This window comes from Actinobaculum sp. 313 (genome assembly GCF_003073475.1).
GTDB lineage: Bacteria > Actinomycetota > Actinomycetes > Actinomycetales > Actinomycetaceae > Asp313.
Genome location: NZ_CP029033.1, coordinates 1,300,152 through 1,320,099 on the forward strand (window position 1 = coordinate 1,300,152; position 19,948 = coordinate 1,320,099).

Annotated in this window: 19 protein-coding genes and 2 pseudogenes; 20 read left to right on the forward strand and 1 reads right to left on the reverse strand. The window is 59.8% G+C overall.

Annotated features, from left to right (window positions below):
• The first annotated feature begins 36 nt into the window (after positions 1–36).
• The 16 genes from DDD63_RS05605 (at position 37) to DDD63_RS05680 (ending at position 14,480) form a co-directional block, all read left to right on the forward strand.
• A complete protein-coding gene (locus DDD63_RS05605; protein ID WP_205647366.1) occupies positions 37–1,155 on the forward strand; it encodes a histidinol-phosphate transaminase in 1,119 nt (372 codons plus the stop codon).
• A complete protein-coding gene (hisB, locus tag DDD63_RS05610) occupies positions 1,155–1,760 on the forward strand; it encodes an imidazoleglycerol-phosphate dehydratase HisB (protein WP_108715543.1) in 606 nt (201 codons plus the stop codon). The genes DDD63_RS05605 and hisB overlap by 1 nt, the downstream gene beginning before the upstream one ends.
• A 41-nt stretch (positions 1,761–1,801) precedes the next feature.
• On the forward strand, positions 1,802–2,473 hold the full coding sequence (locus tag DDD63_RS05615) for a hypothetical protein (protein ID WP_108715544.1): 672 nt from the start codon (positions 1,802–1,804) through the stop codon (positions 2,471–2,473).
• 57 nt (positions 2,474–2,530) lie between these two features.
• Positions 2,531–3,157, forward strand: coding sequence for an imidazole glycerol phosphate synthase subunit HisH (gene hisH / locus DDD63_RS05620; protein WP_346426238.1), 627 nt, complete (start codon positions 2,531–2,533; stop codon positions 3,155–3,157).
• A gap of 120 nt (positions 3,158–3,277) precedes the next feature.
• Positions 3,278–4,012 carry a bifunctional 1-(5-phosphoribosyl)-5-((5-phosphoribosylamino)methylideneamino)imidazole-4-carboxamide isomerase/phosphoribosylanthranilate isomerase PriA gene (priA, locus tag DDD63_RS05625; RefSeq protein WP_108715546.1) on the forward strand — a complete coding sequence of 245 codons (735 nt, stop codon included), beginning with the start codon at positions 3,278–3,280 and terminating at the stop codon, positions 4,010–4,012.
• Entirely contained in the window at positions 4,012–4,749 is a 738-nt protein-coding gene (locus DDD63_RS05630; protein ID WP_108715547.1) for an SseB family protein, read from the forward strand. Before priA ends, DDD63_RS05630 begins: the two co-directional genes overlap by 1 nt.
• A gap of 361 nt (positions 4,750–5,110) precedes the next feature.
• Positions 5,111–5,812: a translation initiation factor IF-3 gene (infC, locus tag DDD63_RS05635; protein WP_108715548.1), complete on the forward strand. Its 702-nt coding sequence runs from the start codon at positions 5,111–5,113 to the stop codon at positions 5,810–5,812.
• A 62-nt stretch (positions 5,813–5,874) separates the two neighbouring features.
• Positions 5,875–6,069, forward strand: coding sequence for a 50S ribosomal protein L35 (gene rpmI, locus DDD63_RS05640; protein ID WP_108715549.1), 195 nt, complete (start codon positions 5,875–5,877; stop codon positions 6,067–6,069).
• A gap of 19 nt (positions 6,070–6,088) precedes the next feature.
• Positions 6,089–6,472 carry a 50S ribosomal protein L20 gene (rplT, locus tag DDD63_RS05645; RefSeq protein WP_108715550.1) on the forward strand — a complete coding sequence of 128 codons (384 nt, stop codon included), beginning with the start codon at positions 6,089–6,091 and terminating at the stop codon, positions 6,470–6,472.
• A 144-nt stretch (positions 6,473–6,616) separates the two neighbouring features.
• A complete protein-coding gene (locus DDD63_RS05650; RefSeq protein ID WP_108715551.1) occupies positions 6,617–7,468 on the forward strand; it encodes an RNA methyltransferase in 852 nt (283 codons plus the stop codon).
• Positions 7,469–7,605: 137 nt separating this feature from the next.
• A complete protein-coding gene (locus tag DDD63_RS05655) occupies positions 7,606–8,187 on the forward strand; it encodes a 2-oxoacid:acceptor oxidoreductase family protein (RefSeq protein ID WP_108715552.1) in 582 nt (193 codons plus the stop codon).
• Positions 8,180–9,436: a pyruvate ferredoxin oxidoreductase gene (gene porA, locus DDD63_RS05660; protein WP_108715553.1), complete on the forward strand. Its 1,257-nt coding sequence runs from the start codon at positions 8,180–8,182 to the stop codon at positions 9,434–9,436. The genes DDD63_RS05655 and porA overlap by 8 nt, the downstream gene beginning before the upstream one ends.
• Positions 9,433–10,569, forward strand: a complete 1,137-nt coding sequence (locus DDD63_RS05665; protein ID WP_108715554.1) for a thiamine pyrophosphate-dependent enzyme — start codon at positions 9,433–9,435, stop codon at positions 10,567–10,569. Before porA ends, DDD63_RS05665 begins: the two co-directional genes overlap by 4 nt.
• 3 nt (positions 10,570–10,572) lie before the next feature.
• Positions 10,573–12,231: an NAD(P)-binding protein gene (locus DDD63_RS05670; protein ID WP_108715555.1), complete on the forward strand. Its 1,659-nt coding sequence runs from the start codon at positions 10,573–10,575 to the stop codon at positions 12,229–12,231.
• 236 nt (positions 12,232–12,467) lie between these two features.
• Positions 12,468–13,283 (forward strand): GDSL-type esterase/lipase family protein, encoded by an 816-nt coding sequence (locus tag DDD63_RS05675; RefSeq protein ID WP_108715556.1) that lies wholly within the window; start codon positions 12,468–12,470, stop codon positions 13,281–13,283.
• A gap of 96 nt (positions 13,284–13,379) precedes the next feature.
• The gene (locus DDD63_RS05680; RefSeq protein ID WP_108716668.1) at positions 13,380–14,480 is read left to right on the forward strand and encodes an NADH:flavin oxidoreductase/NADH oxidase; all 1,101 of its coding nucleotides are present in this window, start codon (positions 13,380–13,382) and stop codon (positions 14,478–14,480) included.
• Positions 14,481–14,659: 179 nt separating this feature from the next.
• Here the strand turns inward: DDD63_RS05680 and DDD63_RS05685 are convergent, their stop codons facing one another.
• Positions 14,660–15,610: a helix-turn-helix transcriptional regulator gene (locus DDD63_RS05685; RefSeq protein ID WP_108715557.1), complete on the reverse strand. Its 951-nt coding sequence runs from the start codon at positions 15,608–15,610 to the stop codon at positions 14,660–14,662.
• Positions 15,611–16,096: 486 nt separating this feature from the next.
• Between DDD63_RS05685 and argF the strand changes: the two are divergent.
• From argF to DDD63_RS05700, 4 genes and pseudogenes are all read left to right on the forward strand, one after another.
• Positions 16,097–17,091, forward strand: a pseudogene (gene argF / locus DDD63_RS05690) (ornithine carbamoyltransferase).
• Positions 17,092–17,101: 10 nt separating this feature from the next.
• On the forward strand, positions 17,102–17,695 hold the full coding sequence (locus DDD63_RS13140; protein ID WP_276308095.1) for a hypothetical protein: 594 nt from the start codon (positions 17,102–17,104) through the stop codon (positions 17,693–17,695).
• On the forward strand, positions 17,581–18,069 hold the full coding sequence (locus DDD63_RS13145; RefSeq protein ID WP_276308102.1) for a hypothetical protein: 489 nt from the start codon (positions 17,581–17,583) through the stop codon (positions 18,067–18,069). The genes DDD63_RS13140 and DDD63_RS13145 overlap by 115 nt, the downstream gene beginning before the upstream one ends.
• A gap of 317 nt (positions 18,070–18,386) precedes the next feature.
• Positions 18,387–19,848: pseudogene (locus DDD63_RS05700) on the forward strand (YfcC family protein).
• Positions 19,849–19,948: the final 100 nt, after the last annotated feature.

The window sequence follows — 19,948 nt, forward strand, 5'->3', positions numbered from 1 at the left end:
TTTCGCCGCCCGGCCTCAAAATATCCGTAGTCTTGGATTGTGACACGACTTCCTATCCGTGCGGAATTTGCCGATGAGGCTCCTTACGGTGCGCCGCAACTCGACGTCCCGGTGACGCTGAACGTCAATGAAAACCCGTATCCGCCCGACGCGGAGCTTCTCGCTGACATTGCCGCTGCTGCCCGCGACGCGGCGTTACGTCTGAATCGCTACCCGGATCGTGACTTCATGGCGTTGCGGCAGGACCTGGCGGATTATCTGGCGGAGGAGTCCGGTGTTCGTGTGTCGGCGGCGCAGATCTGGGCGGCGAACGGCTCCAACGAGGTTATGCTGCACCTGCTGCAGGCCTTCGCCGGACCGGGGCGTTGTGTTCTTTCTTTTGCGCCGACGTACTCCATGTACCCGGAGTACGCACGGGATACCTTCTCGCGGTGGGTTGTGGGACCGCGGCGGGAGGATTTCACCATTGATGTGAATTCTGCCCGGCAGACCATTACGAGGGAACGACCCGCAGTGATACTTCTGGCCAGCCCGAATAATCCGACGGGCACGGCATTGAGCCGTAGCGAATTGGAGGGGATCCTCGACGCCGCAGTGGCTAGTGGCCCGGACGACGGCGGTTCCGAGCAAGCGTCCAGCCTTGTCGTGGTTGACGAGGCCTACGCCGAGTTTCGGCGAGACGGGGCCCCTTCGGCGATGGAATTGCTGGCGCAGTATCCGCATATGGTGGTGACGCGGACGATGTCGAAGGCGTTTGGTGCGGCGGGGCTGCGTCTGGGATATCTAGCTGCTAGCCAGGAGGTGGTTGACGCGGTGACCGTGGTGCGCCTGCCCTACCACCTGTCGGCGGTGACACAGGCCGTGGCGCGCGCCGCGTTGGCGCATCGGGCCCCACTGCGCCGACAGGTGGCGGAAATACGCGTGGCTCGCGATGCCTTGGCACAGGAGTTGCGCGTTCGCGGACTGCGTGTTGCGCCGTCGGATGCCAACTATCTTCTGTTTGGAACCTTCCCTGATCGGCATGCTGTGTGGCAAGCTCTACTTGAACGCGGTGTGCTGATCCGCGAAGTCGGCCCGGAAGGGTGGCTGCGTGTCAGTATTGGCACGCCGGAAGAGAACGCTGCCTTCCTGGTGGCGCTGGGAGAGGCAATGTAATGGGAGAACAACGAGTTGGCCGCATTGAGCGGGAGACCTCGGAAAGCAGGATCCGGCTCGAGCTGAACCTCGATGGGCACGGGGAGTCCGACATCACAACCGGAGTGCCGTTCTACGACCATATGCTCACGGCGCTGTCACGGCACTCCCTTATTGATCTCTCGGTACATGCGGAGGGTGACATCGCGGTGGATGTGCACCACACGGTTGAAGATACCGCCATTTGTTTAGGTGAGGCACTGCGGCAGGCGTTGGGCGACAAACGAGGAATTCGGCGCTTCGGCGACGCCCTGGTGCCACTTGACGAGGCGCTCGCTCGCGCCGTTGTGGATATCTCCGGGCGACCGTACCTGGTTCACGACGGCGAACCGGAAGGCCAGCAGTATCACTTGATTGGCGGGCACTTCACGGGGGCGATGACTCGCCACGTGTTCGAGGCCATTGCCTTTCACTCTGGCATCTGCCTGCACCTTGACGTGCTGCGCGGCCGCGACCCGCACCACATCGTAGAAGCACAATTCAAGGCATTTGCGCGGGCGTTGCGAGGCGCGGTCGAATACGATCCACGCGTATCGGGCATTCCCTCCACGAAGGGTGCGCTCTAAGGCGGATCCAGGATCCGCAATGCAAGAAAGGACGAATACCGGTGGGCACCAAGATCAAGCGCTATGTCATCTTGACGCCGTTCGACCAGGCAGAGGTGGTGGCGGGCATCGCCTCGTTGCAACACCTCGATGTTGCGGTGGTTCCGACCTCCTCCGGTGCGCTGGTGGTACGCGAATTGCCTGTGCCGCAGTACGACGAGTGGGACATCCGCAATATTCTCGGACCCGACGACGCGGACCTGGAGGAGTTGGCGGCCTCGGGTGAGCCCGCCGATAATGCGCCGGCAGTAGCCGCCTTTTTCTCTCGTCTCTCCAAGTACGGCGTCGTGCTGCTTGACGTGAATCTGGACGACGGCGATGGCTTCGACGCCGGCGTAGCGGGAACCGTGCGCGCTTGGCGCTACCAGGCGGGCGAACCGGGGGAGGAGATTTCGGCCGGATTGTTGCTCAACTCCGCCGAACCACTGCTGGAGAAGATCATCCTCGGACAGGAGAAACCGGAAGATCACGGCGGTATTTTCGCCCGCGACGTCACACCAACCATGCTGACAAAGCTGGCGGCGCGGCGTCGCAGCGCCAGTGGCGGAAAAAAGGGACGAGAAGAGCAATCGGATGACTCCGATAGCATCGATTCGAGCGGAGATGGACCGCAGGAAGCAAGTGAGCCTGCCGAGGCGAACAACCCGCAAACGGAGCGAGAAGAGGATGACTAAGAGTGTCGCTGCGGGCAGGCATTCGGCTGACGGCTGTGGGCCGCTAGAATGTCCGGCGTGAAGAAGATTGCTGTTCTTGCTGCGGGCACGGGCAATGTGCGTTCCGTTGTTCGCGCGGTGGAACACGTGGGCGCTGATGTCGAACTCACGGCGGACCCCGATGTGGTGATGGCCGCAGACGGCCTCATCGTTCCCGGTGTGGGCGCCTTCGCCGCAGTGATGGAGAAACTGCGTGGCGTTGGCGCGCACCGCCTTATTGAGCGGCGTGTAGCGGGAGGACGGGGCGTTCTCGGAATATGCGTGGGACTGCAGGTGATGTTCACGCGCAGCACGGAACGCGGTGAACACGAAGGTTTGGGCCAGTGGCCCGGGTCAGTGGACCGCCTTCCGGCACGAATCGTTCCCCATATGGGCTGGTCACCGGTGGATGTGGCAGAAGGGTCCCGCCTCTTCTCCGGGGTGGAGGATCAGCGCTTCTATTTCGTTCATTCATACGCGGTCCAGGAAGATCCCGGAGCGCAGATGAGCGATGCCCTTGCCAGACCGAACGTCACCTGGGCGGAACATGGCGCCCGCTTCGTTGCGGCGGTGGAAGATGGCCCGCTTTGCGCTACACAGTTTCACCCGGAGAAGTCGAGTGAGGCGGGCGCGGTGTTGTTGCGGAATTGGCTGGGAACCTTGTGATGTTCTGGTGCGGTGGTGGTTCGCCTGCGGCACCAGCAGCGGTGGACCGAACCGATTCATGGATCAGACGCACTGAATGCATGCGGTGAATGCGCCGAGAAGCGATGAGGAGTTAACGACATGATTGATAGTCTCCAACTTTTGCCCGCGGTTGATGTTGTCGGCGGACAGGCAGTTCGACTGGTGCAAGGCGAGGCCGGTACCGAGCAGAGCTACGGGGACCCAGCCGAAGCGGTGGCGACTTTTCTCGCCGAGGGAGCAACCTGGATACATCTAGTCGACCTCGACGCCGCTTTTGGGCGTGGATCGAACCACGAGCTACTCGCCGATATAGTGGCAAGCACGCCGTGCCAGGTGGAGCTCTCCGGTGGTATCCGTGACGATGCGTCGCTTGAGCGCGCGCTGGCTGCGGGTGCCGCCCGCGTCAACCTGGGAACCGCAGCCTTGGAGGATCCGGAATGGACCGCCGGTGTGATCGGGAAGTACGGCGCACGGATAGCCGTGGGCCTGGACGTGCGCGGAGAAACTCTTGCTGCGCGCGGCTGGACCAAGGAGGGGGGCAATCTGTGGGAGGTGCTGGAACGGCTCGACGGCGCCGGCTGCTCGCGGTACGTTGTAACCGATGTGGCGCGCGATGGCATGTTGAGCGGACCTAATACCGGCCTTCTCGCCGCCGTGGCGGGCCGTACCAGCGCACCGGTGGTAGCCTCCGGAGGAGTCTCGTCATTGGATGATTTACGGGCGCTGCGCGAGTTGGTTCCTTTGGGAGTCGATAGCGCCATTGTGGGCAAGGCGCTGTATGCGGGAGCCTTCACACTCTCCGAGGCGATTGCCGTGGCGGGGGAGCAGAACTGATGGATCCGCAGCGACTGCTGCAGCCGAATGCCTTCGCGGAAGACGACGGCACCGAACAGGCCGTGTTTACCCAGGCTCTCGCAATCGCAAACCCCATGCGGCGGCACGAGGCAGTGGTAGCGGCGCTGACCACGGGCCGCGTTCTCCTCGCGGTGCAGGCGCATCCACACCCCGGGCACGCTACCGTGGCGGCTATTGGTAGGCACGTTGCGGGAGGCGAAGAGTCCGGGCCGAGCGGCGAAATTAGTAATGTCACATCGAACCTGCGAGTAGACGGTCCGGGTGGGCGACCCGCGTTCGCGGTGTTCTCCTCGGCCGATCAGGTGGGGGCATTTGATTCCGCAGCGCGGCCGCTGCCTTTGGGTGGGAAGACCGCCGCGGCGCGGGCTCTTGCCACAGGTGGCATGCTGGTAGTGAATCCTGGTGATGAACAGGAATTCGTCGGTCGGAGCGCCTTGGCCGCTATTTCCGCCGCAGAACCCTGGTTAGCGCCATGGAACGATACCGACATCGCGACGCGAATTGGCCAGTCGGTGCGTGATTGCGAGCTTGTACGTGGACTCAGTATTTCCATGCGTCGCGGAGGAGTCACATTGGTACTGCTGCATATGGCGCAGCGAGCCGAACGTGCCGCAGCCGCAGATGCCGTGGTGCGGGCAAGTCAGGCTATCGCCCATGACGAGTATCTTCGCGCCCGCCTCGATGCCGTTGAAGTCGTACCCGTGCGTGACATTTGAGGCCCCGCGTCGAAACTGTGCAGGCGGCTGTTGCTTTCGCTGCTACCAGGGCCCAGGCAGGCGAATGCGGGGTGAAACGCGACGATGTCGAGGGCTGCGGACCCTCGAGACACTGTGTGGCCGGGTGGCCAGTGTGTGCAAAGCGACACGAAAAAAGGCCTATTTGAGGCCTGGTGGCCGGTCGTCGCCGCCGTCAAGCTGGTATAGTATTTGGCGACCAACCGGCCAAGCGGCCGGAATGCAAGTGGAGTACTCCCACCTGGGTGGCCCTCTGGGTACCGGGTTACATGGTAGGCAGCTCTTGGCAGCCGGTTCCTGGGGTGTTCTGCGCGCATCAAAGTCCAGGAACTGAGGAGCAGTTATCAACAACGAACCACGGGTCAATGAGAGAATCCGCGTCGACAAGGTGCGCCTTGTCGGCCCCGGCGGTGAGCAAGTCGGCGTCGTCCGGGTGGATGATGCTCTTCGTCTCGCGCAGGAAGCCGGATTGGATCTCGTTGAGGTGGCACCGAACTCCAACCCGCCCGTTGCCAAGCTCATGGACTACGGAAAGTTCAAGTATGAGGCTGCGCAGAAGGCACGTGAAGCGCGCCGGAATCAGTCAAATACGGTGATCAAGTCGATTCGCATCGGCCTGAAGATTGACGAGAATGACTACCGCACAAAAAAGAGCCAGGCGGAGCGATTTCTTGCGGGCGGCGACAAGGTGAAATTCGACCTGCGCTTCAAAGGGCGGGAACAGTCGCGCCCGGAGTTGGGTGTTAAGCTGCTGCGAGGCATGGCGGACGAGCTGGCGGAGATTTCTACCGTTGAGGCAGCTCCGCGCGCCGACGGCCGATACATGTCAATGGTGCTCGCACCGTTACGAAAGAAGTCCGAGGCGAAGTCGGACCAGCGGCGTCGTCGGGAGGCGCAACGTGAGAACCGGCGTGCACGCGACGCCGAGCGAGCACAGCGCCAGCAGGAAAAGGCCGCGGAGGCCAGTGAGTCTCCGGCGGCGCAGGACGCCGAGGCCAAGGCGGCGCCCGCTGCCAAGCCGAAGCCATCCGCACCCGGCGCCTGATACTTCTTTTTGTTGCCAAATAGACGCCGCACCGCTATGTGCGGCCTGATCGAGGGGCTGATATGCCGAAGAATAAGACGCACTCCGGTGCGAAGAAGCGTTTCCGCGTGACGGGAAGTGGGAAGCTTATGCGCCAGCAGGCCAATAAGCGGCATCTGTTGGAGCACAAGTCGTCGCGCCGAACCCGTCGCCTGTCAAAGGACCAGGCGGTCGCTAACGCGAACCTGAAGCAAGTCAACACCCTGCTGGGCCGCTGAGGCGGAAGGAGATTTAGACATGGCACGAGTCAAGCGCGCAGTCAACGCGCATAAGAAGCGTCGCACCACCCTGGACAGGGCGTCGGGGTACCGGGGCCAGCGTTCCCGCTTGTATCGCAAGGCCAAGGAGCAGGTCACGCACTCCATGGTGTATAACTACCGTGATCGCAAGGCCCGCAAGAGCGAATTCCGCAAGCTGTGGATCACGCGTATCAATGCCGGTGTGCGCGCGGAGGGCATGACATACAACCGCTTCATCCAGGGCTTGAGCCTGGCGGGTATCGAGGTTGATCGGCGCCAACTGGCTGAGATGGCGGTGAACGATCCGGTGGCTTTCAAGGCGGTTGTGGAAAAGGCGCGGCAGGCGTTGCCCACCGATGTCAACGCACCGAAGTCGGCGTAACACGATGTCGTATGACGGGAGGACTCGCGTGGGTCCTCCCGTTTTGCTGTCATCGCTATTGCGTGTGCGCGAGGCATCGACGCCGTAGACGTTGATCTGTTCGGCACGCACGTGCCGTTCGTTGGTCATTGAAAGGGGGCGGCTGTGAACACGCCGCGTATTAAGGAAGCGTCGCGAACTCAGTTGCAGCGCGCACAGCGCTTGCATCGGCGTGAACAGCGGGAAAAGCATGGGCAGGCGCTTGTTGAGGGGCCGCAGGCGGTCCGTGAGCTTCTGAGCTGGCAGGTGCAGACAGTGCGTGATGTGTACGCGACCAACGAGGCATTGGAGCGCCATCCCGATATTCGCGCGCTGATCGCGGCCAAAGGGGTCTGGACGCATGTGCTTGATGCCGCCGCTATGCGAGACCTGTCCGGCGACGGTCAAGGATTGGTCGCCGTTGCCCGCATACCACAGCGGCGGGAAGCGAGCACCCTGATGCGCGGAGCGCAGCTTGTTATCGCGGTTGCCGAGCTCTCTGATCCGGGTAATCTGGGGACAATCGTGCGCACGGCCGATGCGGTTGGGGCGGCTGCGGTTCTGATAGGAAAGGGGAGCGCCGAACTTTATTCCCCCAAGGCGATCCGTTCGACGGCGGGATCGGTGTTTCATGTGCCGTGTGTGACAGGCCTGGAGTTCGCCGACATGGTGCGTCTCGCGCACGACGCGGGATTGCAGTGCTTAGCGGCAGATGGAGCGGGCGAATGGGAGCTGCAAGCACTGGTCAATGCGGCCTGGGAGAAGCAGGTGCTCGGCACATGGTTCGATGGTCCCGATTTAACGCGTCCGACCATGTGGATTTTAGGGAATGAAGCGCACGGCTTCGCCGGGCAGTCGACGGAAATGGTGGATGCCCGTGTTTCAATTCCCCTGCAAGGACAGGCGGAATCGTTGAATGTATCGATGGCAGGTGCCATCTGCGCGTATACGAGTCTATTCGCCCAGAATGCCGGATGAACAGGAATCACACCCCTAGGCCTTAGGTCCCAGTTTTGAGCAAATTAAACGCACGTCTTTTTTTGTGAAAATCCCTGCTCGGCGCAAGGTCGAAGGTAACTGATTGCGATTTGGGATGTTCGGCCTATGGTGAAGATATGGTCGAAATACGAATCCACGGTCGGGGCGGACAGGGTGTGGTGACCGCCTCCGACATGGTGGCAATGGCAGCTTTCGCGGAGGGCCATCACGCGCAAGCGTTTCCGTCCTTCGGATCCGAGCGCACTGGCGCGCCGGTGGTCGCCTACAGCCGTATCCGCGATGAGGAGATACGCACGCGTGAACCGGTGCTGAATCCAGATGTCATTATCGTGCAGGATCCCACCCTCCTGCCGATCCTCGATGTTTTTGCCGGCTTGACGCCGGAGGGATACGCCCTGGTGAATTCGGCGAAGTCGCCGGAGGAACTTGGTTTCGCCGACGTGGCGCGGTCACGGCCGGTGGGGCACGTCATGTCTATTCCGGCCACGGATATTGCGCGCGAGCACACCGGACGAACGGTGCCGAACGCCGTCCTACTGGGCGCCATGGCCGCGCTTACCGGGCTGATCACGCTTGATTCGGTTGCCGCGGCGATCCGCAATCGGTTCCCGGGAAGCGTGGGCGAGAAGAACGTTGCCGCCGCAACCGCGGCTTATGAACTCGTCCTGGAGAAGAAGGGAGAGGCTGTTCATGCTTGAGCAAATCGAGGGATCGAAGGCAATCGCGCATACCGTGGCGCGTTGCCATCCAGAGGTCGTATCGGCCTACCCCATCTCACCTCAGACGCATATCGTTGAAGAAGTCTCGCGTATGGTCAAAACAGGCGAGCTGAGTGGATGCGAATACGTCAATGTCGAGTCCGAGTTCGCGGCAATGTCCGCCTGCATCGGAGCCTCCGCAGCGGGGGCTCGCACCTACACCGCGACGGCGTCGCAGGGCCTGCTGTTCATGGTGGAGGCCGTTTACAATGCCTCCGGCCTCGGCCTGCCCATCGTGATGACGGTCGCCAACCGTGCGATCGGCGGTCCGATCAACATCTGGAACGACCAGTCGGATACCATGTCGCAGCGCGACTCCGGCTGGCTGCAGCTCTACGCGATGGATAATCAAGAAGCCGCAGACCTGCACGTCCAGGCCTTCAAGCTCGCCGAGGAACTCTCTCTTCCGATTATGGTGTGCATGGACGGTTTCATCCTCACGCATGCCGTTGAACAGGTGAACCTTCCCGAAGAAGATCAGATCGCGCGCTTCCTGCCGCCTTTTGAACCGCGACAGTTGCTTGATCCCAGTGATCCGATCTCCATTGGTGCGATGGTAGGCCCGGAGGCCTTCACCGAGGTGAAATACCTCGGGCATATCAAGCAGTTGGAGGCACTGGACCGTATTCCGGAGATTCAGAGTGAGTTCCAGCAGATCTTCGGACGCGATTCCGGCGGTCTGCTTCACTCCTATCGGACGGAGGACGCGGAAACCATCGTCCTGTGCCTGGGCTCGATCACCGGCACGATCCGCGATGTCGTGGACGCGCGGCGCGAACGGGGCGATAAGATCGGCGTCGTTTCGCTGGTTGCCTTCCGTCCCTTCCCGACGGCGGCCGTTCACGATGCGCTGGACGGAGCCAAGCGTGTTCTCGTCGTCGAGAAAGCGTTCTCCAGCGGGATTGGAGGCATTGTTGCCGCACACGTACGTGGCGCATTGGAAGGCAGCGACATTCGGATCTACGAACTAATCGCCGGGCTTGGTGGACGCGATGTCACCCAGCCGTCGTTGAACGACTACTTCGACAAGGCCGAGAAAGACGCCGTCGAACGGCTGACCTTCCTTGACCTGCAAACCGATATTGTCAAGCGCGAACTGGAGCGCCAGGAGGCCAACCGCCGCTCGGGTGCATCTCCGGAGAATATCGTGCGTGACGTAACACGAAAGATGATGGAAGGTGCGCAATGAGTAACGATACAACGGCTGCCAGCGTTCCTCCGGAGCTCACTGAAAAGCGCTATATCCGTGGGAACCCCGGGGCGGCAGACGTGCCCGAAACACAGATTCCGGCACGTGAACACGTCAAGTTCTATCAGGTCGGTTCCTTCGCCGTCGGCAACAGACTGGTACCGGAGGAGCTACGTTCCTTTCAGTCGGAGAAAGACCGTGCGAATTCGCTGACATCGGGTCATCGCGCCTGCCAGGGCTGCGGCGAGGCGCTCGGTGCACGATACGCGATTGACACTGCAATGAAGGCCACGGGTGACAAGGTCATAGCGGTTAACGCTACCGGTTGCCTGGAAGTGTTCTCGACGCCATACCCGAACAGTGCGTGGAATTTGCCGTGGATTCATTCCCTGTTCGGCAATGCCCCGGCAGTGGCTTCCGGTGTGCAGGCGGCCCTGAAGGCCAAGGGGTGTGAAGACATCCGTGTAATCGCGCAGGGCGGCGACGGCGGTACCGTCGATATCGGAATTGGCGCGCTGTCGGGCATGTTCGAGCGTAACGACGATGTGCTTTACATCTGCTACGACAACGAGGCCTATATGAACACCGGCGTGCAACGGTCCGGTGCGACGCCGCCGACGGCGCGCACCGCGACAACCCAGCCCGTGGGTCCCGAGCCGGGTAACGACTGGGGCCAGGGCAAATTCATGCCACGTATCGCGATGGCACATGAAATACCTTATGTGGCAACGGCAACGGTTGCTGATCTGCGCGATCTCGAATACAAGGTGAACAAGGCTATGCAGTACCGCGGTGCGCGCTATATTCATGTGCTCGTTCCCTGCCCGCTGGGCTGGGGTACCGCCTCGAATATCACGGTTAAGATCGCGCGTTTGGCGACGCAATCTGGCCTGTTCCCCGTTTTTGAAGCGGAGTACGGTGAGCTCGTCTCCTCCGCGAAGATCCGCAGACCGGTTCCGGTGGAGGAGTACCTGCGCCCGCAGCGGCGCTTCGCGCATCTGTTCAAGAAGAATGCGGATCGCGCGGTTATTGCCCGGCTGCAGGAGTTGGCGGATCGCAATATTCGCCGATACGACCTCATTGATGACGATCAGTTGGACGAATTCGTCAAGACGCCGGAAGAGGAGGGCTGAGCAATGACGACTGAAACCCACGGAAAGCCGCTCCCGTTCGCCATCACCCTAGGAAAGGGAACATCGGACACGAACCTGACCGGCTCGTGGCGTACCGAGCGACCGGTTTATGTGGATCTTCTACCGCCGTGCAACAAGGCGTGCCCGGCCGGGGAAAACATCCAGCAGTGGCTCTCACGCGCAGAAGAGGGCGATTATGAAGCCGCCTGGCGTGAAATAATGGTGAATAATCCATTGCCCGCCGTTATGGGCCGAGTGTGCTACCACGAGTGTCAGACTGCCTGCAACCGTGCGCAGGTCGACGAAGCCGTTGGCATCAACGCCGTTGAACGTTTCCTCGGTGATACCGCGATAACACAGGGCTGGACCGTCGAGCCGGTTAATGAACCGAGTGGCAAGACGGTGCTGGTTGTCGGAGCAGGGCCGTCCGGGCTTTCGGCGGCCTATCATCTGGCACGGCTCGGGCACAGGGTGACGGTTCGTGACGCCGGAGAGAAGCCCGGCGGCATGATGCGTTACGGCATCCCGGCATATCGCCTGCCGCGTGACATTCTTGACGCGGAGATCGCCCGGATTGAGAACATGGGCGTCACCTTCGAAATGGGCACCTCAGTTGATTCACTCAACGCTGCGCTCAAGGATTTCGACGCTGTCTTTTTGGCGGTCGGCGCGCAGGTGAGTCGACACACGGAGATTCCGGCCGGGACTGCGGCCAAGGTGATGGACGCCGTGACCATGCTGCGCGATATCGAGGTCGAGGGCGAAGCGGCAGAGGACGCCGCCAAGCCACTGCTTGGACGGCGGGTGGTTGTCTACGGCGGCGGAAACACGGCGATCGACGCCGCACGTTCCGCGAAGAGGCTCGGCGCGAGTGACTCGGTGATTGTCTATCGGCGCACTCGCGACCGCATGCCTGCCCATGACTCCGAGGTCGTCGAGGCGGAAGAGGAAGGCATCACGATGCGGTGGCTGGCCACCATCAAGCATATCGACGAGGGTGAGCTACTCATCGAGAAGATGGAATTGGACGAGAACGGTTTCCCGCAGCCGACCGGCGAATTCACGAAGCTGGAAGCGGACTCGGTGGTAATGGCCCTCGGGCAGGAGTCCGATCTCGGTCTGCTCACTGGCGTGTCGGGGATTGAGGTCGAACGCGGTGTTGTTTCCGTGGACAAGCATATGATGACCGGCCATAAGGGCCTCTTCGCCGGTGGCGACATGGTGCCATCGCAGAAGAATGTCACCGTCGCTATTGGCCACGGGAAGAAGGCGGCCCGCAATATCGATGCCTATCTGCGCGGGGCGGAGTATGAACCGGCGCCAAAGCACGGCGATGCGACCCTGGACCGGATGGAGACGTGGTACTACACGGATGCGCCGCATCAGGTTCGCGCCAAACTAGCCGGGGCACGGCGTTCCTCAACCTTCGACGAGGTTGTGGAGGGATTGGACGAGTCCTCCGCCCTGTTTGAAGCGCGGCGTTGCATGAGCTGCGGCAACTGCTTCGGCTGTGACAACTGCTTCGGCGTGTGCCCGGACAATGCGATCACCAAGATCAAGCCCGGGGAGTACGAGTTCAAGTACGACTACTGCAAGGGTTGCGGCGTGTGTGCCGAGGAGTGCCCCTGCGGTGCGATTTCCATGGTGCCGGAGGAGATCTAAGCCGCCGCATCAGGCACGCGATTGGGGTGACCGGGAGTCCGACCATGATCGGCCCCGGTCACTGCCACGCTCCGGGGCCACGTTACAGGTGGGAGGAGGGCGTTTCGATCTACGCACGCGGCGCTGCTACGGCGTGTAACTGCTCGGTAAGCGACACTCCTGCACGCGGAGCGAGGTACGCCGCGCTGTTACGCTTGTCCTATGCGTGCGAAGCTACTGAGGAGTAGCTTAAAGATGTGAACACTACCGTACGGAATCTGACAGGTGTAGGCGTCTCCGTTGCCGCAGCGGGTATCTATCGCAACGCGAAAGCGGTTGCCAAACAGAACCCGGTGTTCCGGCGGTATTGGGAGAACCACCTCATCACAACGCTCCGGCTTCTCGACGCCGCTGCTCGGGCGGACAAGGAGCTACCGCTGATCTACGTGGCGCTGGGCGATTCGGCAGCGCAGGGCTTGGGCGCAGATCGGCTCGAAGACGGCTATGTGCCGCGTATCGCGGCGGGTTTGCAGCGGGCGACCGGGCGCCCGGTCGCCCTGCTGAATATCTCGCTATCGGGTGGGACCGCAGCCTCCGTGTTGGGAACGCAGTTGCCGCAACTAGCCGGGTTGACAATAGGTTCCGCTGCGCTGCGTCCGGATATCGTCACCCTCGATATCGGTGGTAACGATGTCGGCGTCGCCGGGTTGACACCGGAGGATTTCGGCAATGCTATGGATCAGATTGCACGCGCGCTGCCCCAACCGAGTTTCATTGCTGATATCCCAACGTTCAAACCGTTGCGGACGCAAGAGCGCGCATCGCTGCTCTCGGCGGAGTTAACGCGTGCGGCGAAGGCACACGGGTGTAGCGTCATTGAATTGGAGGCTCTCTCCAACAGCTTCTCCGTGTGGGAATACATGACGAAGTACCACGCGGCAGACATGTTCCACCCGAATACACCGTGGTACCAGCGCTGGTCGCAAATGTTCATGGACGCGATTAGTGAGCGGCTCGACTTACCCCGCGTGGATATGGATACCGTGGCGGATTGGAAGCCGTGGCGAGGATAGAAACAGACCCGCCGAGCAGGAGCAGAACCGGCACGGAGCCGTCGGTGGTGAAGGATTCCGTCGGCAGTGGGAAGCACATACATACAGGAGAAGAACGTGGCAAGACTCTTTGAGCCCATCACATTGCGGGGTATCACCATCCGCAACAGACTGTGGTTGCCGCCTATGTGTCAGTACAGCGCCGACCCTGAAGGCGGTGATGCTGCACGGCCCAACGCATGGCACCTGCAGCACTACGCCGCACGATCAGTAGGCGGTTTCGGCATGATTATCGTCGAGGCGACTGCGGTCAACCGGCAGGGGAGGATTTCGCCGTACTGCCTCTCACTCGGAGATGAGGCGGACGTTGCAGCCTTTGCTCGGCTGGCAGACACAATCCGGGTGGGTGGCGCTACCCCTGCGATCCAGCTCAATCATGCCGGACGAAAAGCCTCGGGTCCGCCTGGATGGGAACGATCCTTGCCGGAGGATTCGCTACTGGCGTGGCAGACTGTTGCGCCATCAGCGGTGCCTTTTTCCACGCATGGCCCGCGACCACAGGAATTATCAGAGGCACAGATTGAGGACCTCATCGCGCAGTTTGGGCGCTCGGCGCAGCTGGCTGTTGCGGCCGGATTTGACGTTATTGAGCTGCATGCTGCGCACGGCTACCTCATCCATCAATTCCTCTCTCCGATGTCGAACCGGCGGGAGGACCGGTGGGGTGGAAGCTTTGAGAACCGCACCCGCTTCTTATTGGCGGTGATTGACGCTGTGCGAGCTGTCACTGCCGATACACCGCTGATCGTGCGGCTCTCTGCCAGTGACTGGCTCGAATTCGGCCAAGAATCGGACGAAGTAGGACACCCGGGCTGGACGCTCGCAGAGTCAGTTGAGCTCGCATGCACGGGCGCGGAGCATGGGGTTGACTTCTGGGACATTTCCAGTGCAGGAAACGTACCGTTCGCGCCGCCGCAGGTCACGCCGGGATATCAGGTTCCATTCGCGCAGAGAATCCGCTGCGAGGCGCGAGTGCCAACCAGTGCTGTCGGTCTTATTGGTAGCGCGGGGCAGGCCGAGCAGATTCTCGTCACCGGGCAGGCCGACGCGGTTGAAGTGGGCCGAGTGGCATTGCACGATCCCTATGTTGCAAACCGCTGGCATGCGGAACTTGACCGCGACGCAACAGTCTGGCCCTTGCAGTATCAACGGGGGTAGGTTCATGTGCAGGGAAGGTGGGATGGGGCAACTTTGCTCAGGTGCACTTGGTCCTGACTGTGGGCTGTCCGTGTTGCGCGTACTAGCGACTGCGTGACGGGATTGGAAGGAATGGGAATATGCCAGTCGTTTGTGCAGAGTGGCTCGGCGGGAATTCGCGGAACCGGAACTGGGAGATTTCAGCTGGAATGCCAGAAGCGGCGCGTGAGATCAGCGCGGTTGCTGCAGCCAGACTTGCGTAGAATGTTATGAACGTGGACCTTCACAGTGCTAAGCGCTAGGAAGAGAGTGTCCGCGATTGTGCGGTTATCGTGCCCCAAGAGAATGAGGCAGAGCACTTCAATCTCCCGCGGTGAAAGGTTGTAATGGCTGCCGAAGGAAGTGGCACTTTCGCAGATGAAGGTACTGCGCCGATCATTTTGCGCGTAGCGGGGCGGCTGCTCGTACCGAAGATGTAGGGCACGGTAGACCCGGCGCCATGCATGTGCGGCACAACAGAGTAAGAGAGCGTTCTCAGCGAAGTTTCGTTCGGGAAGAAACGGAAGTGGAGAGCCACTTTCCCAGTCGTGGATTAGTTGGAAGTACACGTTCCAGACAATAGTCCCGACTACACAAATCCAGACTGCAAGATATAGGCGGCAGTGCTGACGCATGTGTGCGCGTTCCGCAGGATCTTCAGATACTGCGTAGCAAAGAGCGAGATACGTGAGTAATGCGATGATCGACAGAGTGCGCATGCTGAAAAAAGTGAACTCCATCCATCGTCCACCGGGTACGAGTAAGAGTGCGGCGAGACTTCCACATGCAAACACGAGCGGCGGCGCGATGGCAATTCTGTGGTCTTTGCCGAGGAAGTTGGCAACTACAAGCCAAAAGAAGGTAAGCAGACAAGACCCCAGAGCTACTGACTCAACCGGACTGTTGATTTCGTAGATACAGCTGACCTTGCGATGGGGGAGGACAAAATCCGTGCGGAATACGAGCGCGACGTCTAAGAAGTAGAGAGCGAAGGCAGCGGCTGCCCAACCATAGGTCTGGCGATGTGTGACCACAAAGGCCGCGAGGCACCCAGCCGCAGCAGCTATTGAGATGAGTAACACTGCGAGCGTGTAGTAGTACAGAGCGATCACGGCGGTAACTCTTCTGGGCGCGAGACGAGCGACGGTGCCCACTCGGATCAAGTGGGATGCGGTACGTGAACCGCGCGTACTAATGATCCGACGATAACCCAACCCGGGTCACGATTCGTATCCGATCACTAGATACGGAGGTTCTCGTATTGCTTCGCCTTATCATACCGCGAGCAGGAAGGGTGAAGGGCGCCAAGATGTGGACCATTTGGCCCTTGCTGACTCAGCGTCGGTACAGATTGGAGGACGTGGGACGAGCGGTGGGAAGAATCGTTCAAATCGCGCACTTCTATTCCTGGGTGTAGGGCGGATGTAGTGGCATTAGACCCTAGTGGAGAAAACACTGGCCGCGGCTAGACCTTGAAACGTGGCAGAACTCACAATGAGAGTGGAGCTAGTGACAGTACGTGTCACATCGGGCGACCTACGACCAGATCACGGTGGCCCTATCTGCTAGTACAACAACACCCAATGGAGGGGATTGCAATGCCGATAAGTCTCAGTGGACGCAGTTTTCTCAAGCTCCTTGACTTCGGACCCGACGAGATCCAGTACCTCATCGACCTGGCAAGAGGTTTCAAAGATTTGAAACGTACTGGAACTCCGCACAGATATCTGGCGGGGAAGAATATTGTTCTTCTCTTTGAAAAGACATCAACGCGCACGCGTTGTGCCTTTGAAGTGGCAGCAATGGATCTCGGGATGGGAGTGACCTACCTTGATCCGGGGAGCTCACAGATGGGAATGAAGGAATCAATAGAGGATACTGCACGCGTCCTCGGACGCATGTATGACGGTATCGAGTATCGAGGTTTTGGGCAGGACATTGTGGAGGACCTCGCGGTCAACGCAGGTGTGCCCGTGTGGAATGGATTAACCACTGAGTTTCACCCCACCCAAATGATTGCGGACATGTTGACGGTCCATGAGAACTTTCCTCAGGGAATTCGCGGCCTAAAACTCGTCTTCCTTGGAGATGCGCGAAACAATGTTGCGAACTCTCTTATGGTGGCATGCGCAAAGCTGGGCTTGCACTTCGTGGCCTGCGGACCGAACCAGCAGATGCCCGAGGATGAGCTTGTGAGGCAATGCCGCGAGATTGCCAGCGATACTGGCGGAACTATCACTCTTAGCGAGGATATAGATGCTTCCTGCGTTGATGCCCACGTTGTCTACACGGATATATGGCTATCCATGGGGGAGGACGATGAACTGTGGGCAGAACGTATCCGTCTGCTTGAGCCTTATCGTGTGACCGAACGGGTGATGAGTATGGCTCATCCGAGCGGCATCTTCTTACACTGCCTCCCATCATTCCATGACACCAAAACAACCATTGGTGCCCAAGTGGCGGAGAAGTTTGGCTTGGGGAGATGGAAGTAGAGGACGCGGTGTTCGAGTCTAAACAGTCGCGGGTTTTCGACCAGGCAGAAAACCGCATGCATACGATCAAAGCCGTCATGTACGCGACGTTGTCTTAGAGGTGCAAGCATGTCAAAACAACAGACAATGGTTGTCGCCCTTGGAGGCAATGCGTTGGGCAGAACTCCGGAAGAACAATTGGCGTTGATTCGTGACGCTGCACGGGCGATTGCGGATTTCATAGCTGCCGACAACGAGGTTATCGTCACACATGGGAATGGGCCACAGGTCGGCATGATCAAAGTTGCTACCGACGTGTCGGCTGCTCATGATGGCGGAACGCCTTACATCCCGTTCGCTGAGTGTGGCGCGATGTCGCAAGGCTACATCGGCTACCACCTTCAGCAGGCAGTGGACGAAGAGCTGAAACGACGCGGCAAGCAGGTTCAGTGTGTCGCGCTGGTGACTCAAACGGTTGTTGACGCGCAAGACCCTGCCTTCGCCAATCCGACGAAGCCCGTCGGAGCCTTCTTTTCCGAGGAACAGGCACGTGTGCTCATGCGGGAAACCGGCAATACCTACGTTGAGGATGCCGGACGCGGATGGCGTTGGGTAGTTGCCTCGCCGCAGCCAATCCGGATTGTCGAGACACCGCTCGTCAAGGCACTAGTTGCGACAGGGAATGTCGTCGTTGCTTCCGGAGGGGAGGGATACCGGTTATAGACGGTGAAACCGGATTACGCGGCGTGGCCGCAGTGATTGACAAGGACCGTTCGGCAGCGATTCTCGCTGGGGATGTTGATGCAGATATGCTCGTTATCCTCACCGCCGTTGACCGTGTGTGTCTTGACTACAACACGCCAGAGTGCCGGGAAATCGACGTAATGACGGTCTCCGAAGCCCGCAGGTATGCAGCTGCGGGACAGTTCGCCGAAGGGTCGATGCTGCCAAAGGTTGAGGCGTGTATCAACTTCGTAGAGAACCGTCCGCAGGCGCGGGCTCTAATTACGTCTCTACGACGAGCGAGTGAGGCCTTGCTCGGCGAAACCGGTACCCTCATCGTCGCGGATGGCTCCGCTCCAAACGAACGTTCATAAGGGCACTCGGCGGAGCAGGGTCGCGATGGCTCCGCCGAGTTATCCTCTCTGCTCCCGAAACATATGGGTGGCATCGGGCGATGGAGTCTCCAGATCGCGATACGCGAAGAGGTGGCTCCTTAGCCTTCCACATACCGTCTGAAGCGCCCGCCAACCGGTTCGTACGTTGTGGCGTTTCTGTATGACGAGCAGCTTTCACACATGGAAAGGGAAGACCAGTGTCAACGCAAACAACTGAAGAAGCGCCGACTGTCCGGAAACGCAAGCTCACATTCCCTTCGGCTTTCACCATCCTTTTTGCTCTAACGATTCTCGCCGTGGCCGCTACCTGGTTCATTCCGGCCGGATCATATTCGAAACTCGCATACGATGCGGATAGCGATACTCTCACCGTCACGGATCCACATGACGAGGTGACTACGTTACCTGCAACTCAGGAGAGCTTGGATCAACTCGGTGTAACCATCGACATCTCGCAGTTTACCTCTGGAGCACTGAACCGCGCGGTCTCGGTACCGGGCAGTTACGAGAGTCTTGAACAGAAACCTGCAGGTATCGGAGACATCACGAGTTCGATGGTCCACGGAACGATCGAGGCCGCAGACATTATTGTCTTCATTCTTGTGCTCGGTGGCCTTATCGGGGTAGTGCGGGCCACTGGAGCCTTTGAATCGGGACTCATCGCCTTAACAAAACGTACCAAGGGCGGGAGTTCCTGCTCGTGTTCTTCGTGTCCATCCTCATGGTTCTGGGTGGGACCTCCTGTGGATTGGAAGAAGAGGCGGTTGCCTTCTATCCGATCCTGGTACCTATTTTCCTCGCTATGGGATACGACTCGATTATCTGTGTCGGTGCTATCTTCTTGGCAGGCTCAATGGGAACTACTTTCTCCACCATCAACCCGTTCTCCGTGGTGATTGCCTCGAATGCCGCTGGTATTCCCTTTACTCAAGGCATCGAGTGGCGCGCTGGCGGCTGTGTAGTAGGCTGCGCCGTCGTCGTGGCGTACCTGTACTGGTACGCCCGGAGGTTGAAGAAGGATCCGGCCTTCTCCTACACCTACGAGGACAGAGATGCTTTCAACCGGAGATGGAAACTTAGTGGGGACATCAATGATGCGACTGGTTTCACCTGGCAGAAGAAGGTTATCCTCCTCTTGTTTGTATCGGCCTTTTTCATAATGGTGTGGGGGTCATGTCACAAGGATGGTGGTTTCCCACCATGGCGGCGTCATTCCTCGCCATCACGATTATCTGCATGCTGCTAGCGATGACGGGTAGGGGCAGACTGCGAGAAAAGGAACTTGTTGACGCTTTCTGTGACGGAGCATCGAGTCTTGTTGCAGTGTCTTTAATCATTGGTCTAGCCCGAGGCATCAACTTGGTGATGAATGAAGGGAGAATCTCCGACACCCTGCTCCATTCCGCTTCGAACCTGGTCGAAGATATGAGTGGACCGTTGTTCATCATCATGATGATGCTGGTGTTCTTTGTGCTCGGTTTTGTCGTTCCCTCATCCTCGGGATTGGCGGTACTATCGATGCCTATCTTCGCGCCTCTGGCCGACACCGTGGACATTGATCGATTCATCGTGGTGTGTGCTTATCAGTGGGGTCAGTACGCGATGTTGTTCCTGGCACCGACCGGGCTGGTTATGGCGACTTTGCAGATGCTCGACATGAAATTCTCCCATTGGCTGCGCTTCGTCTGGCCGATGGTCGTCTTCGTGCTTTTGTTCGGCGGGGTGCTCCTTGTAGCGCAAGTGTTCATCTACGCTTGACCGCGAGCGGGACGACTTATTAGCGAGAAGCGCGTCGCGCAATCTAGAAAGGAGCGCCTTGATCCCTCGCGCTGGGCGCACAACTGGCCCTGACTGTCTG

Bases quoted from the DNA above. Each gene is read 5' to 3' on its own strand.
- priA (WP_108715546.1), top strand. From the start codon at position 3,278: ATGATTGATAGTCTCCAACTTTTGCCCGCGGTTGATGTTGTCGGCGGA.
- DDD63_RS05670 (WP_108715555.1), top strand. From the start codon at position 10,573: ATGACGACTGAAACCCACGGAAAGCCGCTCCCGTTCGCCATCACCCTA.
- rplT (WP_108715550.1), top strand. From the start codon at position 6,089: ATGGCACGAGTCAAGCGCGCAGTCAACGCGCATAAGAAGCGTCGCACC.
- DDD63_RS05630 (WP_108715547.1), top strand. From the start codon at position 4,012: ATGGATCCGCAGCGACTGCTGCAGCCGAATGCCTTCGCGGAAGACGAC.
- DDD63_RS05665 (WP_108715554.1), top strand. From the start codon at position 9,433: ATGAGTAACGATACAACGGCTGCCAGCGTTCCTCCGGAGCTCACTGAA.
- DDD63_RS05655 (WP_108715552.1), top strand. From the start codon at position 7,606: ATGGTCGAAATACGAATCCACGGTCGGGGCGGACAGGGTGTGGTGACC.
- porA (WP_108715553.1), top strand. From the start codon at position 8,180: ATGCTTGAGCAAATCGAGGGATCGAAGGCAATCGCGCATACCGTGGCG.
- rpmI (WP_108715549.1), top strand. From the start codon at position 5,875: ATGCCGAAGAATAAGACGCACTCCGGTGCGAAGAAGCGTTTCCGCGTG.
- DDD63_RS13140 (WP_276308095.1), top strand. From the start codon at position 17,102: ATGTCAAAACAACAGACAATGGTTGTCGCCCTTGGAGGCAATGCGTTG.
- hisB (WP_108715543.1), top strand. From the start codon at position 1,155: ATGGGAGAACAACGAGTTGGCCGCATTGAGCGGGAGACCTCGGAAAGC.